Source organism: Sinomonas sp., from assembly GCF_036848755.1.
Lineage (GTDB): Bacteria > Actinomycetota > Actinomycetes > Actinomycetales > Micrococcaceae > Sinomonas.
In genome coordinates, this window is sequence record NZ_DAIUJO010000007.1 from 24,535 (window position 1) to 40,035 (window position 15,501).

Sequence of the window (15,501 nt, forward strand, 5' to 3'; positions counted from 1 at the left end):
ACGCTTGGCAAAATCGGGCGCGAGAGCAGCTACTGGCCGGTAGGTTAAGTGGCCGTGACGATCTCCCGCCGTAACTTCCTCTCGGCCGCGACGTTGGCCGCGGCAGGCGCAGCCGCCCTCCCCGCAGCGGCACCGCAGTCTGCCCGTGGCGCCGTCCAGGCCGCGCTGCCCAGTCCCGCCGCGTCCGGGATCGACCACGTCGTCGTCGTGATGATGGAGAACCGCTCCTTCGACCATTTCCTCGGCTGGCTGCCCGGCGCCAACGGCCAGCAGAGCGGACTCACGTACATCGACCGCTACGGCGTCCCGCACGGGACTCACCACCTCAGCGACTACCAGGGCTGCAGCCACCCCGACCCCGACCACTCCTATGAGGGCGGACGCATCGAGTTCAACAATGCCAAGTGCGACGGTTGGCTCCGGGCGGGGGAGAACGACGACTTCGCGGTGGGCTATTACACCGCGGACGACCTCGCGTTCTTCGCGCAGGCAGCGCCGGCGTGGACCGTGTGCGACAACTACTACGCCGCGGTCATGGCCGAGACGTACCCCAATCGCTTCTACCAGCACTCGGCCCAGACGGACCGGATCCACAACTCCACGGCGACGGCAACCATGCCCACGATCTGGGACAGCCTCGCCTCAGCCGGCGTGACGGGAAAGTACTACTACTCCGACGTACCGTTCCTCGCGCTCTGGGGAACGAAGTACCTTCCGATCTCCTCGCCCTACTCGCAGTTCCTCACGGACTGCGCCGCGGGCACCCTCCCGTCCGTGAGCTTCGTCGATCCCCGATTCACCGACGAGAGTTCCGGCACGTCGGGGGACGACCACCCCCACGCCGACGTCCGCTCGGGCGAGCTCTTCCTCAACGAGGTCTACCACGCCGTCACCACGTCCCCCCTCTGGTCGAAGACGCTCCTCGTCGTCAACTTCGACGAGTGGGGCGGATTCTTCGACCACGTCGCACCCTCGACAGCCCCGGACACGAGCACGACGACGGCGCTGCGCGGCTTCCGGGTGCCGGCCCTCGTCGTCTCGCCGTACGCCCGGCGCGGCACCATTGCCTCCGGGGTCTACGACCACACCTCGGTGCTCAAGGCCATCGAATGGCGGTGGGGCCTCCCGGCGCTCACCCCGCGGGACGCGAACGCGAACAACATCGCTGAGGTCCTCGACTTCTCGAGCACGCCGAATCTCACGGCGCCGGCGTTCACCGTTCCCCCCTTCGCCGCGGGTGCGGCGTGCACGCCCCTGCCCGGCGGCGATCCCGAGGACGAGTGGAAGCCGCTCAAGACCAAGGCCATCGCGGAAGGATGGAACCTCTCATGAACCGCCTCCCTCTCCTCTCTGCACGGCCGGGGCGGCGGCTCCCCGCCGTCGTCCTCGCGGCGGTCGCCGTGATCGTCCTCGTGGCCGCGGCGCTCCTGCGCGGGGGCTTCGGCCCGGCGAGGGCTGCGGATCAGACGCCGCAGTACCTGCCGTCGAGTGCCCACGTCTTCGTCATCAACCTCGAGAACAAGGGCTACGACGAGACGTGGGGCCCCGGTTCGCAGGCGCCCTATCTGTCCCAGACGCTGCGCTCGCAGGGAGTGCTCCTGAACTCGTACTACGGGATCGGGCACAACTCCCTCGACAACTACATTGCCGAGATCTCCGGGCAGGGGCCGAACGACCAGACGCAGGCGGACTGCCAGACCTACTCCCCGTTCGTCCAGACGGGCACCGTCGCGCCCGGCCAGGCCGTGGGCAGCGGCTGCGTGTACCCGACGGGGGTGCCGACGCTCGCGGACCAGCTCACGGGCGCCGGGAAGACCTGGAAGGGGTACATGGAGGACATGGGGACGCCGTGCCGCCATCCTCAGCTCGGCACCGTCGACGACACCCAGAAGGCGCGCGTCGGCGACCAGTACGCCGCCCGCCACAACCCGTTCGTGTACTTCGCGGCGATCACGGGCTCGCCGTCGTGCGCGGCGAACGACGTCGACCTCTCCGCACTCCCCAACGACCTAGGATCCGTCTCGTCGACCCCTGATGTCTCGTTCATCACGCCGAACCTCTGCCACGACGGGCACGACTCGCCGTGCGTCGACGGCGAGCCCGGGGGCCTGGTGTCCGCAGACGCGTGGCTCAAGCAGTGGGTTCCGGTGATCACGGGTTCGCCGGCCTTCAAGCAGGACGGCGTCCTCGTCATCACGTTCGACGAGTCGGACGGTCCCCAGACGGATTCGACCGCATGCTGCGGGGAGGGCCCCGGGCCGAATGCCCCTGAGCCCGGCATCGCCGGCATGGGCGGCGGCAGGGTCGGCGCGCTCGTGCTCTCGCCTTCGACGGCGGGCGGCACCTGGTCGACGACCCCGTACAACCACTACAGCCTCCTCGCGAGCATCGAGGACCTCTTCCACCTGCCCTACCTCGGGTACGCGGGAACGCCGGGGCTCAACCGCTTCGGCCTGGACGTGTTCAACAAGGGCGTCTGAGGCTTGCGCCGTCACGTCCGCAGGGTGTGAACCCTGCGGACGTGACGGCGCAACGTGGTGGTGAGGAGGAGGTCCTTCCGGGGGCCCCGGACGTCCCACTCGTAGCGGAACTCGTCCGGGCCCACCACGGTGTAGGAGACCCGGTAGTCGTCCGGGTCGCACCAGTGCTCGCCGCGCAGGCCGGGGGAGTCCGCCGAGAGGGAAACGCGGTGGAAGAACCTGCCGTCGGGGAAGAAGACGTCCATGGTCTCGGGCGAGGCCCCGGGACGCCACACGTATTCCCGCGTCGCGGGGCCCTCATGCTGCCCCCAGCGCAACCGGCCGCTTTCGCACTGGACGAGCGCGCCGTCGTCGTCGTTCGCTTCATCCCGAGCGCGGAAGGTAACGGTCCCGGAGAACGTCCCGCGGATCCCCGTCGCGCGGTCCAGGAGGCTGCGCTCGACCGTCCAAGCACCGCTCAGGTACGCGCGCAGGTCCGGGACTGAATACGACAAGTGCCCCCGACCGGAATCGAACCGATGGCCTGCCCTTTAGGAGAGGGCCGCTCTATCCTACTGAGCTACGGGGGCCCGTGCCCCGGCGCGCCCGGGCACGCTCTCAAGCATATCGTTTTCGCGCGCCGGCTTCCGCCACCTGCGGTGCCGGTGGCTTCCCGCCGCGGTGGGAAGCGCTCGCTAGGGTGGGCTCATGCGTTCCCGGCAGACCTTCCCCGCACCCGCGGACGTCCGGCACTACCTCGGCGCATGGTCGGCCGTGAGCGTCGTCCAGTTCTTCGTGGCCGAGGCAGTCGTGGCGTCGCGCTGGGCCGCTCCTGCCCCCTACAGCCCCACGGCGAACTTCATCAGCGACCTCGGCGCGCTCCGCTGCGGAATCCACGCGGGGAGGGAAGTCTGCTCGCCGCTCAATTGGCTCATGAACGGTTCGTTCGTCCTCCAGGGCCTCGGCATGCTCGTCGCGGCCGCGCTCATCACCTCCACTGTGCTCGGGGTCGCCGCGCGCCCCACCGCGCCCTCGCCGAAGGGCCTGACCGCGACGACCGCCGTCCGATTCCTGCTCGGGGCGGCGGGCGCGGGGCTCGTCGTCGTCGGCCTCGTCCCGGAGGATTCGATCGACGCGCTGCATCTCACGGCCGCGGGGTTCTACTTCGGAGGAGCCTCGCTCGCTCTCGTGGTGCTCGGCATCCAGTGGCTCCGCCACACGGCGGCGGGCTGGCCCGTTCTCGGGCTCGGCGCGGTCTCGCTCGTCTCGACGGCCGTCGGCGCCGCCACGCGCCTCCGCGTGCCCGAGCCCGGTCTGCTCGAGCGTCTCATGGCCTACCCGATCACCTTCGGCATCGCGATCATGGGCGCCGTGATCTTCGTCGGGGCACGCCGCCAGAGGGCCGAGATCAGGCGTCTGCGGGCTGCGCGTCCGTCTTCTGCCGCCAGCTGAGCAGCGCCACGGCCCCGCCCCCGAGCACGACGACGGCGAACAGCACCCAGCCGAGCACCACGAGCACCGAGGCGAGCGTCGCGAGGCCGGCGTCGAACGCGTGCCCGCCGAGGGCGTCGTCGATCGCGATCTGCCCCCAAATGCTCACGACGGCGAACAGGAGGACAGCCGAGAAGCCCGCCCGCCGCACCACGCGGGACTTCGCCCACGCCCCGAAGACGAGCAGGAAGGTCAGGCCGAAGACGACGACGAAAATCGTCCCGGCCGTCTTGTGAACGTAGCTGAGCTGACCCAACGCGTCCGAGTTCAGGACCCCGCGGAGCTGCTCCATGTAGCCGGTCGAGAAGCCGCCGACGAGTGAATCGGGCATCGCGAGCCCGTTGCTCAGCTGGGTCATCTGGGTGAGCGTGAGCAGGTGGAAGTACCAGAACATGAAGAGCGTCGCGCCGAGCGCGGCGATGATGATCAGCTTCGGGTTGCCTTCCCCCGGCTGGGCCGGCCGCATGGGCTGAACGGGCGTGCGGGCGCCTTGCTGCCCGGCAGGACGCTGCCCCGAAGGGGAGACGGCGGCTCGGTCGCCGTGCTTGCGGGCGCGTTGGGCGGGGGTCTTGGACATGATTCCATTATCGCTAGGCTGGTGGGGTGCCCCAGCTGACCGAAGACTTGGCCCTCGACCCTGCCCTCGACGACGCCGCGCTCGCGGCCGCCCTCGTCCGGAACGCGGGCAGTCTCGCCCTCCGGATGCGGACGGAAGGACTCTCAGCCGAACGGAAGACGTCGGTCTCCGACATCGTCACCGCGGCGGACAAGGCCGCGGAGGCGTACGTCGTCGAGCAGCTCGCGCGATGCCGCCCCGAGGACGGCGTCTTCGGCGAGGAGGGCGCCTCGGTCCCGACGTCATCCGGACGCACCTGGGTGATCGATCCCGTCGACGGCACGTTCAACTTCTTCTCAGGCTCGAGGTACTGGTGCTCTGCGATTGCGCTCCGGGGCGACGCCCCGACGACTGAGGCCGACCCCGACGTCGTCCTCGGCGCGATCTTCCAGCCCCAGGAGGACAAGCTCTGGGTCGGCGGGACGGACGTGCCGGCGACCCTCAACGGCGAGCCGCTCGCCGGGCCCGCGGACGCGCCGCTCGCCCTGCTCGGCACGGCGACGTCGATCCAGCCCCGCTGGCTCGAGCAGCCCCTTTCCGCGATGCCGTGGCACAACGCCGCCATCAAGGCCGCATCGATCCGCATCCTCGGTTCCGGCTCGTGCGACTTGGCAAGGGTCGCCCAGGGAGAGATCGGGGCCTGGTTCCAGCACTCCTGCCCCCAGTGGGATTGGCTGCCGGGGAAGGCCATCCTCGGGGCGGCCGGCGGGACGACCGGGACCGTCGTCGTCAACGGGCTCACCTGGTTTGCAGCGGGAGGGCCGACGGCGGTCGGCGAGATCCTCGCGGCGCTCGCCGAGGTGCAATTCGCCTGACCGACGGCGGCCTTGACCCCGGCTCCCAGCAATGCTGTGCTGGAGGGACCCAGTCAGCGACAGCTAGGAGGGGCATCATGGCCAGCATCGAGAACCAGGATCCGGTCCACAGCCTCAGCGAAGACGAGGATCCGTCGCTCGACTATTCGGTGGAGCCGGATCTGCCCGTGTGGGATGAGGAAGACGGCGTGATCGACGGCGAGGACGTCGTCGTCGAGGCCGATCCGGCCGACATCGCAGAACAGCATCGCAGCGCTGACGCCTGACGCGCTCGGCCGTGCCGAGCATTGCCGCCTCCCGCGCACCGCGCGAAAATGGGGGGAGGGACTGCTCGGCACGGCCGCTGCTTGGCGTCCGCGGCCGGCAGGTCCGCGGAAAGCGAGGTTGCGTCGTGTTCGAATACTTCACCGAAGCCCATGAGCTCTTCGTCTATCGGTTGGGCCTCGCCCGGGGCACGAGCCGCCGGGCCATCGTGACGCTCGGGACCCTCGAGCATCACGCCCAGCGAAGGGCTGTGAACGCCCTCATGCGGGATCTCCAAGAAGAGGCCCGCCTGCATGCCGCCGTCGTCGAGGATCTCTTCGCCGACCTCGAGCGGAACGTCGCCGTTCCGTCAGCGCACACCGCCGACGGGCTGAACCATGAGGCCAACGCGGTCCTGCGGAAGACGGACAAGTCGATCCTCGACCTGGCCGTGCTGCCCCTCGCGCTCGAAGTCCTCTACGGGTCGGTCGCAGCGTACGAACCACTCGCCGTCTATGCCCGGGATTGGCTCGACGTGAGCATCGCCGAGCGGCTCGAGAAGATCCTGGTCGAGTTGCTCTCGGCGAGGAACCGGATTCTCGGGCTCTTGGGCGAGGTGTTCGAGAGCAGCGAGACGGTCGAGGCGACGACCGACTGACCGGAGGGGCGTTGGGGCGTTGGAGAGGATGAAGTAACCATGAGCGAATCCACGACCGACGGCGGTCGCAACGCGCAGGCAGGAGACGCCCAGCCGGGCGAGCCTCCGCGGCCGAAGGGCGAGGGGCAGCCTGCAAAGGTCGAGATGCCGCAGCAGGTGCCGGCGGATCGGGCCCAGCTACGGCAGGAGCCGGGGGCACGGCACTCGCGGCTCGGCCACTTCATGCGGACCATGGGTCACCTGCGGAGCATCTACGGTCCTGCGGCGCACCGCGATCTTGATGAGGAGGCGGCCTACGGCCACAACCCCGAGGACCTGAAGGAGTCCCACGAGCTGGACGGGATCGAGGTCCAGACGGACTCGGAGGGGCACCGCTACGGGGTGCGGAAGCCGTCGGACGGGGACCAGCCCGCGCACTGAGCGGGCCAACTGAGCTGGGGCGCGGCGTCCCGATGGGAGCCGCGCCCACAACTGTCGGGTCGCGGCCTTAAAATGGAAGCATCATGGAGATGCTCTTCGATCCGTACGCTGACCTGCCCAAGCCCGGCACGCCTGGGGGTGCGCAGGAACCGGACGACCTTGAGCCTCCGGTCCGCGATCTGGCGCCGGACGCTGCCGCCGAGCGGCTGCTCGAGGGGCTGAACCCGCAGCAGCATGAGGCTGTCGTGCACGCAGGGAGCCCTCTGCTGATCGTTGCCGGGGCTGGCTCAGGCAAGACGCGCGTCCTCTCGCACCGCATCGCCTACCTCATCGCAACTCACCGGGCACATCACGGCGAGATCCTCGCGATCACGTTCACGAACAAGGCCGCCGCGGAGATGCGCGAGCGCATCGAGTCGCTCGTCGGCGACCGGGCCAAGCGGATGTGGATCTCGACGTTCCACTCCTCGTGCGTGCGGATCCTGCGCCGGGAGGCCTCCGCCGTCGGCCTCAACTCGAACTTCTCGATCTATGACGCGGCCGATTCGCTGCGGCTCATCACCCTCGTCCACAAGGGGCTCGAGCTCGATCCCAAGAAGGTTGCCGCCAAGGCGGTGCAGCACAAGATCTCGGCGCTCAAGAACGAGCTCATCGACGCCGAAGACTTCGCCGCGCGGGCCAATCTGAGCGATCCGTTCGAGGCAGGCGTGGCTGAGGTCTACCGGGGCTACACGCAGCGCCTGAGGCAGTCGAACGCGATGGACTTCGACGACCTCATTGGGGAGACCGTGTACATGTTCCGTGCTTTCCCAGCCGTCGCGGAGGGCTATCGCCGTCGGTTCCGGCACGTGCTCGTCGACGAGTACCAGGACACGAACCATGCGCAGTACGCCCTCGTGCGGGAGCTCGTGGGCGAGGGCCCGGGTGCCTCCGAACTCACCGTCGTCGGCGACTCGGACCAGTCGATCTACGCGTTCCGCGGGGCCGACATCCGCAACATCGTGGAGTTCGAGAAGGACTACCCGAACGCGCGCACCATCAAGCTCGAGCAGAACTACCGGTCGACTCAGACCATCCTCTCGGCGGCGAATGCCGTCATCTCCCGCAACCCCAACCGGCCCGAGAAGACGCTCTGGACGGCCGAGGGGCACGGCGAGAAGATCATCGGCTACGCCGCGGAGAACGAGCATGAGGAGGCCCGCTTCATCGCGGGCGAGATCGACCGGCTCGTCGACACGGGCGACTACCGGCCCGGGGACGTCGCCGTCTTCTACCGCACGAACGCCCAGTCCCGCAGCCTCGAAGAAATACTCATGCGGGTCGGCCTGCCGTACAAGGTCGTGGGCGGGACGCGCTTCTACGAGCGCAAGGAGATCAAGGACGCGCTCGCCTACCTCAGGGTCCTCGTCAATCCGGACGACGACGTCAACCTCCGCCGCGTGCTCAACGAGCCGAAGCGGGGGATCGGCGACCGGGCCGAGGGCGCGCTTGCCGCGCTCGCGGAACGGGACCGCATTTCCTTCATGGCAGCAATGCGGCGCGCGGACGAGGCCCCGGCGATGGCCACGCGCTCGGTCAACGCGGTCAAGGGGTTTGTGAAGCTCCTCGACGACCTGGCCGTCGTCGCCGCGGGGTCGGGCGCAGCGGCGTCGCTCGAGGCAGTGCTCGAGCAGACCGGCTACCTCGCCGGCCTGCGCAACTCGACCGATCCCCAGGACGAGTCGCGCGTCGAGAATCTGGCCGAGCTTGTCGCCGTCGTCCGCGAATACGAGCGGGACAACCCGGAAGGAACGCTCTCCGACTTCCTCGAGCAGGTCTCACTCGTCGCGGACGCGGACCAGATTCCCGACGCGCCGGGCGCGTCGCAGGAGGAGGTCGAAGCCGCCGTTGCGGAGGCCAAGCGCCAAGGCGTGGTCACGCTCATGACCCTCCACACGGCGAAGGGCCTCGAGTTCCCGGTCGTCTTCCTCACTGGCATGGAGCACGGGGTGTTCCCGCACCGCCGATCGGCCACGGATCCCGATGAACTCGCGGAGGAGCGGAGGCTCGCCTACGTCGGCCTGACGCGGGCCCGCGAGCGGCTGTACCTCACCCGTTCCGAGGTGCGCAGCCTCTGGGGCCAGAGCGAGTACTACCCCGCGAGCCAGTTCATCGGGGAGGTGCCGGCCGACCTCATCGAGTGGAAGCGCGAGGGGTCGGCGCGGCCCCCAGCGGTCGGGACGGCCGGCGACCGCTTCTCGTCCAAGTACTCGGGCTCGTACTGGGGATCGGGTGCGAGCCGGAACGCCCAGTTCGACGCCATCTCCTCGCCTCCGGCCTCTGTCCGGGCCAACCGGGTGCAGCCGCAGAAGGAGATCATCTCCGTGGCGATCGGCGACAAGGTCAACCACACGGCGTTCGGCAACGGGACCGTGATCGGCGTCGAGGGGACTGGGGACAAGACGGTCGCGAAGGTGACGTTCTCGGTGGGGGAGAAGCGGCTCCTGCTGCGCTACGCGCCGCTGACCAAGGTGGGCTGAGCGGCCCGGATTCTACACGACGTAGAGCTGTGCGGTTGGTCACGAAAAAGGCCCTCGGGGGACTGCGCCCATGGGGAGGGGCTAGAGTTTCCCCTTGGAGCACTGGGCCCGCCGACGGGGAGCTCCCAGCGGCGAACCATGGGTGTTCCGAGTCAGAACTACTTCGACGTAGAGGACACTGAACCGTGGACCTGTTTGAATATCAGGCGCGCGATCTGTTCGAGGCACACGGCGTGCCCGTGCTGGCCGGAATCGTTGCGCATACCCCTGAGGAAGCCAAGGCTGCTGCCGAGAAGATCGGCGGCGTGACCGTCGTCAAGGCGCAGGTCAAGGTCGGAGGCCGCGGGAAGGCCGGCGGTGTCAAGGTCGCGAAGTCCGCGGACGAGGCGTTCGAGCACGCCCAGAAGATCCTCGGCATGGACATCAAGGGCCACACGGTCAAGAAGGTCATGATCGCGGCCGGCGCGGACATCGCCGAGGAGTACTACTTCTCGGTCCTGCTGGACCGTTCGAACCGCAACTACCTCGCGATGTGCTCGGTCGAGGGCGGCATGGAGATCGAGCAGCTCGCCGTCGAGCGCCCCGAGGCGCTCGCGAAGGTCCCGGTCGACCCCGCGGTGGGCATCGACGCGGCCAAGGCGAAGGAGATCGTCGAGGCGGCCGGCTTCGCTCCGGAGCTGCGCGAGAAGGTCGCTGACGTCATCGTCAAGCTGTGGGACGTCTTCAAGGGCGAGGACGCCACGCTCGTCGAGGTCAACCCGCTGGTCAAGACCGGCGCGGGGGACATCGTGGCCCTGGACGGGAAGGTCTCCCTCGACGAGAACGCCTCGTTCCGGCACCCGGAGCACGAGGAGCTTGCGGACAAGGAGTCCGAGGATCCCCTCGAGGCCAAGGCGAAGGCCCTGGACCTGAACTACGTCAAGCTCGACGGCGAGGTCGGCATCATCGGCAACGGCGCGGGCCTGGTGATGTCCACGCTCGACGTGGTCGCCTACGCCGGCGAGAAGCACGGCAACGTCAAGCCGGCGAACTTCCTCGACATCGGCGGCGGCGCCTCGGCAGAGGTCATGGCGAACGGCCTCTCGATCATCCTCGGCGACGAGCAGGTCAAGAGCGTGTTCGTGAACGTGTTCGGCGGGATCACCGCGTGCGACGCGGTCGCCAACGGCATCGTCGGGGCTCTCTCCAAGCTCGGCGACTCGGCGAACAAGCCGCTCGTCGTCCGACTGGACGGCAACAACGTCGACGAGGGCCGGCGCATCCTGCACGAGGCCAACCACCCGCTGGTGACCCTCGCCGAGAACATGGACCAGGGCGCCGAGAAGGCCGCCGAGCTCGCTTTCGCTGGCAAGTAAGGACGAAGAAGATGTCGATCTTCCTGAACAAGAACAACAAGGTCATCGTCCAGGGCATCACGGGCAGCGAGGGCTCCAAGCACACCGCCCGCATGCTCGCGGCCGGGACGAACGTCGTCGGCGGCGTCAACGCCCGCAAGGCAGGCACGACGGTCAAGCACGAGGACCAGCACGGCGCCCCGGTGGAGCTTCCGGTCTTCGGCTCGGTCAAGGAGGCCATGGCCGAGACCGGGGCGGACACCTCGATCGTGTTCGTGCCCCCGGCCTTCACGAAGGACGCCGTGATCGAGGCGATCGAGTCCGAGATCGGGCTCGTCGTCGTCATCACCGAGGGCGTGCCGGTGCAGGACTCGGCGGAGTTCTGGGCGCTCGCGCAGTCCAAGAAGGACGCCGAGGGCCGCCAGATCACCCGGATCATCGGGCCGAACTGCCCCGGCATCATCACCCCGGGCGAGGCGCTCGTGGGCATCACGCCGGCGAACATCACGGGCAAGGGCGGCGTCGGCCTCGTCTCGAAGTCCGGCACGCTGACCTACCAGATGATGTACGAGCTCCGTGACCTGGGCTTCTCCACGGCCATCGGCATCGGCGGCGACCCCGTCATCGGCACGACCCACATCGACGCGCTTGCGGCGTTCGAGGCGGACCCCGAGACCAAGGCGATCGTGATGATCGGCGAGATCGGCGGCGACGCCGAGGAGCGCGCGGCCGAGTTCATCAAGAACAACGTCACGAAGCCGGTCGTCGGCTACGTGGCAGGCTTCACGGCGCCCGAGGGCAAGACCATGGGCCACGCCGGTGCCATCGTCTCCGGCTCCTCTGGCACCGCCCAGGCGAAGAAGGAGGCCCTCGAGGCCGCTGGCGTCAAGGTCGGCAAGACGCCGTCCGAGACCGCACACCTCCTCCGCACCGTATACCCGAAGCACGAGGAGCCCTCGAGCCTCTGACCCCCCGCTTGCGCACCCTGCGGACGTGACGGCGCAACGAGGGGTCCCAGCGGGCCCGAAGCCACCATCCCGGGAGACAGCATGCGCGCCACGATCATCCATGGAACCCGCGACATCCGCGTCGAGGATCGCCCAGACCCAGTCCTGCACACGCCCGACGACGCGATCGTCCGCGTGACCGCCTCCTGCGTGTGCGGCTCGGACCTCTGGCCGTACCGCGGCGTCCGCAGCACGGAGAAGCCCCGGCCGATCGGCCACGAATTCGTCGGGGTCGTCGAGGCGGCCGGGGACGCCGTGACGGCGGTCAAGGTCGGCGACCTCGTGGTTGCGCCGTGGGCCGTATCGTGCGGGAAGTGTCCTCAGTGCCGCAACGGCGTACAGGTCGCGTGCGACCACCGCGCGGCGTGGGGCGGCACCGACGAGCACGGCTTCCACGTGGACGGCGGCCAGGGCGAACTCGTGCGCGTACCGATGGCCGACGGCACGCTGGTGCCAGTGCCCGGCGTCATCCAGCCGGACGAGTCGCTCCTCAAGAGCCTCCTCACCCTTTCCGACGTGATGGGCACGGGCCACCACGCGGCGGTGGCCGCGCACGTCGGGCCCGGCCGGAGCGTCGTGGTGGTGGGCGACGGCGCGGTGGGGCTCTGCGGCGTGCTCGCCGCCAAGCGGCTGGGCGCCGAGCGGATCATCGCGATGTCGCGCCACGAGGATCGGGCCGAGATTGCCCGCAAGTTCGGCGCGACCGATGTCGTCGCAGAACGGGGGGAGGCCGCGGCGGAGAAGGTGCGCGAGCTTCTCGACGGCGTGCTGGCCGACTCCGTGCTCGAGTGCGTCGGCACCGCGGAGTCAATGGACCAGGCCCTCCGCTGCACCCGCCCGGGCGGCAGCCTCGGCTTCGTGGGCGTCCCAGCGGGCGGCGCCGAGCTTCCGATCGGGGTCCTGTTCTCGAAGAACATCAGCGTGGGCGGCGGCGCCGCCTCCACCCGCGCGTATCTCCCCGAACTGCTCGATGACGTCCTTGCGGGCAGGATCGAGCCGGGCCTCGTCTTCGACGCCGTCCTCCCGCTCGAGGAGGCGCCCGAGGCCTACGCGGCGATGGACGAACGCCGGGCCATCAAGGTCATGCTGCGGCCAGAGACGGCGAACTGATGGCTGACGCCGGGTTCGACGCCGCGCTCGACGCCGCTCGCGCGAGCGCTTCCGAGGGCGGCATCCCGATCGGGGCGGCCCTTGTCCGCGGCGGCGAGGTGGTCGCCGTCGGCCATAACGAGCGAGTCCAGCAGGGCGATCCGATCGCCCACGGCGAGATGTCCGCCCTCCGCGCAGCTGGACGGCAGCGGAGCTACCGCGACACCGTGCTCTACACGACCCTCGCGCCCTGTGCCATGTGCGCGGGCACCGTCGTGCAGTTCAAGATCCCCAAAGTCGTGGTGGGGGAGGCGCGGACGTTCCCCGGCGAGCTCGAGCTTCTCCGCTCGCGCGGCGTCGAGGTCGAGGTGCTCGACGACGACCGCTGCGTGCGCCTCATGGAGGACTTCCAGCGGGAGCACCCCGAGCTGTGGGCAGAGGACATCGCCGAACAGGCGTGAGGGCGCAGCGTTACAGCAGGGAGCCGGCCAAGAGGCCGAGGGCGGCTCCGGCCAGCGCGAGGGCCAGCGTGCCGAGCGCGTTGACGGCCGCGGTCGCGACGCGCCCGGCCTGGACGAGCCGAACGGTCTCAACACTCGCCGTGCTGAACGTGGTGTAACCGCCGAGGAAACCCGTCCCGGCGATGGCCTGGAGGGCTGCGGGGGCGCCGTGCAGGGTGGCCCCGGCGATCACGCCCAGCAGGAATGAGCCCGAGACGTTGATCGCGATGGTCCCCACGGGAAGGGCCGAGCGGAAGCGAGCGCGGACGACGCCGTCGACGACGAAGCGCGTGACCGCACCGAGGCCTCCGGCGAGTCCGAGCAGGACCACCGTGAGGGCGTTCACGGCGCCCGCCGAGCGGACGAGCGGGCCCCCAGCCAGATGCCCAGGAAGCTCGCGGCGACGCCACCGAGCAGCGAGGCGGCCACGTATCCGAGGCCTGCGCCGAGCCGTCCGGCCACGAAGAGCCGATCGGCGTCGACCGCGAACGTGCTGTACGTCGTGAACGCCCCGAGGAAACCGGTTCCGACGAGAAGGCGGAGGGCGCGCCGCGGCCCGTGGTCCGGGCCGATCCTGGTCAGCACCTCGAGGAGCACTCCGAGCACGAAGGCGCCCGCGAGGTTGATCACGAGCGTGGGCAGAGGCCAGGCCCCGGGGCCGGGCAGGGCGAGGCCCAGGCCGTATCGTGCCAGCGCGCCGGGGACGCCGCCGGCGGCGACGAGCAGGACGTAACGCGGCTCCAGGTGGAGCGGGCGTGGCGGACGCCGGACGCCGAGGGTCCCGGCGTCCGGATCGACGTCGGGGGCGCGGTCGGCCGCCCGTGCGCGGGGCTCGGGCTCCATCAGCGCTCCTCGCTGCCGTGGCGGTGCGGATGCGGGTGCGCGTGATGTGCCAAGGGAACGACGACGACGGGCCGGTTCTGCCCGTGGGCGAGATGGGTTGCGATGGACCCCCCGACGAGTTCCTCGAACCGGGTTGCAATGCCGCGCTCGCGGGTGCCGACGACGATGAAGGAGGCCTCCATCTGTTCGGCGTAGGCGCCGATCGCCTTCGCGGGCTCGCCTGAGACCGCCGCGAAGTGCCACTCGAGCCCCGAGCCCTCGAGCTCGTCCCTCAGCCCGTGGAAGAGCTCGATGCGGATGCGGGCGGCGTCGTCGTCGACCACGTCGGGATCGATGGGAAGGATGCTGATGCGCCCGTCGGCCTCCCGTTCCTCGACGGTCGACGGATCGGCGTGCACACACAGGAGCCCGACGCCGAGCCCGCGCGCGAGGTCTGCGGCGCGGTGAAGGACCGCAAGGCTCTGGCCGGGGGTGACCGCGGCGACGACGGGACCGTTCACTCGCTGCGGGCGGTAGCCGCTCCCCTCGGAACGGCCGCCCTCGGAACGGCCGCTCGCGAGCCCGGGCGTTTCGCGGTCCACGGATCCTCCTTCCGGGCCCGGAGAACGCCGGAAGCCCGCCGACAGACTACCGCCGGTACTCCGGGTTGGGGTGATCCGGGTTGTCGAGGTCCCAGTTGAAGGTCACATTCCCATGCGCGGGGAGGCCGCCGGCGTCCTTGAGGCGCCGGGCGGTGTGGAGCAGATTCCACGCCGCGAACACGGTGTTCCGGGTGGTCCAGTGGTTGTGCGCTCCGCGGTTGTCATCGAGGTAGGACGGGCCGGGACCCGCCTCCCCGACCCAGTACGCGTCCGCTTGGGGTGGAATCGTGAAGCCTATGTGGCTCAGGGCGTAGAGGAGCTGCGCCGAGCAGTGCTTCCCGCCGTCCTCATTGCCGGTCACGAGGACGCCGCCCGCCTTTCCGTAGTACGACCATTGGCCCTTCGGATTGAGCTCGGCCGACCAGCCGTAGAGCCGTTCGACGAGCTTTCGGGTGACCGACGACTGGTCTCCGAGCCAGATCGGGGTGGCCATCACGAGAATGTCGGCCGGCTCGATGAGCCGGTGGTAGAGATCCGGGAAGTCGTCCGTCGCCCAGCCGTGTTCGCGCATGTCGGGGTAGACGCCGGGCGGGATGTCGTGGTCGACGGCGCGAACGACGTCGACGTGCGCGCCCACGCCTTCGAGCACGTGCCGGCTCACGGAAATGAGGCCATCGGTGTGGCTCGCCTGCGGGCTCGGCTTGAGGGTTCCGTTGAGGTACACCGCTCGCAAGTCGGTGAAATCTGTTGCATTCGCCGCTATTTCGGCGTCGATGAATTCCTGCACTGATTCCGGAAGCACCGCCGGCTCCTTCCGTCCGATCCCTCCCCGCCACGATGCTAGGCGCGCCCGGGCACCCGGGGCGAGGGCCGGCGTCGTCCGCTTGCCGCCAAGGCACGCCGCTCAGGCCGATAGGCTGGGCAGG

Annotated in this window: 18 protein-coding genes and 1 tRNA gene; 12 read left to right on the forward strand and 7 right to left on the reverse strand. The window is 69.6% G+C overall.

Features of this window, described 5'->3' with window-relative positions; all coding sequences use genetic code 11:
- Nucleotides 1-54 precede the first annotated feature (54 nt).
- A complete protein-coding gene (locus V7053_RS01975; RefSeq protein WP_334170586.1) occupies nt 55-1,332 on the forward strand; it encodes an alkaline phosphatase family protein in 1,278 nt (425 codons plus the stop codon).
- Complete coding sequence (locus V7053_RS01980; protein WP_334170587.1) at nt 1,329-2,480, forward strand: alkaline phosphatase family protein; 1,152 nt, start codon at nt 1,329-1,331, stop codon at nt 2,478-2,480. The genes V7053_RS01975 and V7053_RS01980 overlap by 4 nt, the downstream gene beginning before the upstream one ends.
- 11 nt (nt 2,481-2,491) lie before the next feature.
- Here V7053_RS01980 and V7053_RS01985 read toward each other — a convergent pair whose 3' ends face one another.
- Entirely contained in the window at nt 2,492-2,974 is a 483-nt protein-coding gene (locus V7053_RS01985) for a DUF6314 family protein (protein ID WP_334170588.1), read from the reverse strand.
- Nucleotide 2,975: 1 nt separating this feature from the next.
- Nucleotides 2,976-3,049 (reverse strand) — tRNA-Arg (locus tag V7053_RS01990).
- 118 nt (nt 3,050-3,167) lie between these two features.
- On the opposite strand from V7053_RS01990, the gene V7053_RS01995 reads away from it, so the two are divergent.
- Nucleotides 3,168-3,911, forward strand: coding sequence for a DUF998 domain-containing protein (locus tag V7053_RS01995; RefSeq protein WP_334170589.1), 744 nt, complete (start codon nt 3,168-3,170; stop codon nt 3,909-3,911).
- Here the strand turns inward: V7053_RS01995 and V7053_RS02000 are convergent.
- Entirely contained in the window at nt 3,868-4,527 is a 660-nt protein-coding gene (locus V7053_RS02000) for a hypothetical protein (RefSeq protein ID WP_334170590.1), read from the reverse strand. The two genes, V7053_RS01995 and V7053_RS02000, sit on opposite strands and share 44 nt — an antisense overlap.
- A gap of 35 nt (nt 4,528-4,562) precedes the next feature.
- Between V7053_RS02000 and V7053_RS02005 the strand changes: the two genes are divergently transcribed.
- The 9 genes from V7053_RS02005 (at nt 4,563) to V7053_RS02045 (ending at nt 13,112) form a co-directional block, all read left to right on the forward strand.
- A complete protein-coding gene (locus tag V7053_RS02005) occupies nt 4,563-5,381 on the forward strand; it encodes an inositol monophosphatase family protein (RefSeq protein WP_334170614.1) in 819 nt (272 codons plus the stop codon).
- 77 nt (nt 5,382-5,458) lie between these two features.
- On the forward strand, nt 5,459-5,647 hold the full coding sequence (locus V7053_RS02010; RefSeq protein ID WP_334170591.1) for a hypothetical protein: 189 nt from the start codon (nt 5,459-5,461) through the stop codon (nt 5,645-5,647).
- A 125-nt stretch (nt 5,648-5,772) separates the two neighbouring features.
- Nucleotides 5,773-6,282: a DUF892 family protein gene (locus tag V7053_RS02015; RefSeq protein ID WP_334170592.1), complete on the forward strand. Its 510-nt coding sequence runs from the start codon at nt 5,773-5,775 to the stop codon at nt 6,280-6,282.
- Between the two features lie 39 nt (nt 6,283-6,321).
- The gene (locus V7053_RS02020) at nt 6,322-6,702 is read left to right on the forward strand and encodes a hypothetical protein (protein WP_334170593.1); all 381 of its coding nucleotides are present in this window, start codon (nt 6,322-6,324) and stop codon (nt 6,700-6,702) included.
- Between the two features lie 83 nt (nt 6,703-6,785).
- Nucleotides 6,786-9,221, forward strand: coding sequence for a DNA helicase PcrA (gene pcrA, locus V7053_RS02025; RefSeq protein ID WP_334170594.1), 2,436 nt, complete (start codon nt 6,786-6,788; stop codon nt 9,219-9,221).
- A 185-nt stretch (nt 9,222-9,406) separates the two neighbouring features.
- Nucleotides 9,407-10,576, forward strand: coding sequence for an ADP-forming succinate--CoA ligase subunit beta (gene sucC / locus V7053_RS02030; protein ID WP_334170595.1), 1,170 nt, complete (start codon nt 9,407-9,409; stop codon nt 10,574-10,576).
- Between the two features lie 11 nt (nt 10,577-10,587).
- Nucleotides 10,588-11,523, forward strand: coding sequence for a succinate--CoA ligase subunit alpha (gene sucD, locus V7053_RS02035; RefSeq protein WP_334170596.1), 936 nt, complete (start codon nt 10,588-10,590; stop codon nt 11,521-11,523).
- Nucleotides 11,524-11,604: 81 nt separating this feature from the next.
- Complete coding sequence (locus V7053_RS02040) at nt 11,605-12,672, forward strand: zinc-dependent alcohol dehydrogenase family protein (RefSeq protein WP_334170597.1); 1,068 nt, start codon at nt 11,605-11,607, stop codon at nt 12,670-12,672.
- Nucleotides 12,672-13,112, forward strand: a complete 441-nt coding sequence (locus tag V7053_RS02045) for a nucleoside deaminase (protein ID WP_334170598.1) — start codon at nt 12,672-12,674, stop codon at nt 13,110-13,112. Before V7053_RS02040 ends, V7053_RS02045 begins: the two co-directional genes overlap by 1 nt.
- Nucleotides 13,113-13,122: 10 nt before the next feature.
- Here V7053_RS02045 and crcB read toward each other — a convergent pair whose 3' ends face one another.
- Genes crcB through V7053_RS02065 form a run of 4 tightly spaced genes read right to left on the reverse strand, consistent with a single transcriptional unit; the run spans nt 13,123 to nt 15,377 of the window.
- Nucleotides 13,123-13,497, reverse strand: coding sequence for a fluoride efflux transporter CrcB (gene crcB, locus V7053_RS02050; protein ID WP_334170599.1), 375 nt, complete (start codon nt 13,495-13,497; stop codon nt 13,123-13,125).
- Nucleotides 13,494-13,994 (reverse strand): fluoride efflux transporter FluC, encoded by a 501-nt coding sequence (locus V7053_RS02055; RefSeq protein ID WP_334170600.1) that lies wholly within the window; start codon nt 13,992-13,994, stop codon nt 13,494-13,496. Before V7053_RS02055 ends, crcB begins: the two co-directional genes overlap by 4 nt.
- On the reverse strand, nt 13,994-14,575 hold the full coding sequence (locus V7053_RS02060) for a universal stress protein (RefSeq protein ID WP_334170601.1): 582 nt from the start codon (nt 14,573-14,575) through the stop codon (nt 13,994-13,996). Before V7053_RS02060 ends, V7053_RS02055 begins: the two co-directional genes overlap by 1 nt.
- A gap of 46 nt (nt 14,576-14,621) precedes the next feature.
- Nucleotides 14,622-15,377 carry a flavodoxin family protein gene (locus V7053_RS02065; RefSeq protein ID WP_334170602.1) on the reverse strand — a complete coding sequence of 252 codons (756 nt, stop codon included), beginning with the start codon at nt 15,375-15,377 and terminating at the stop codon, nt 14,622-14,624.
- Nucleotides 15,378-15,501: the final 124 nt, after the last annotated feature.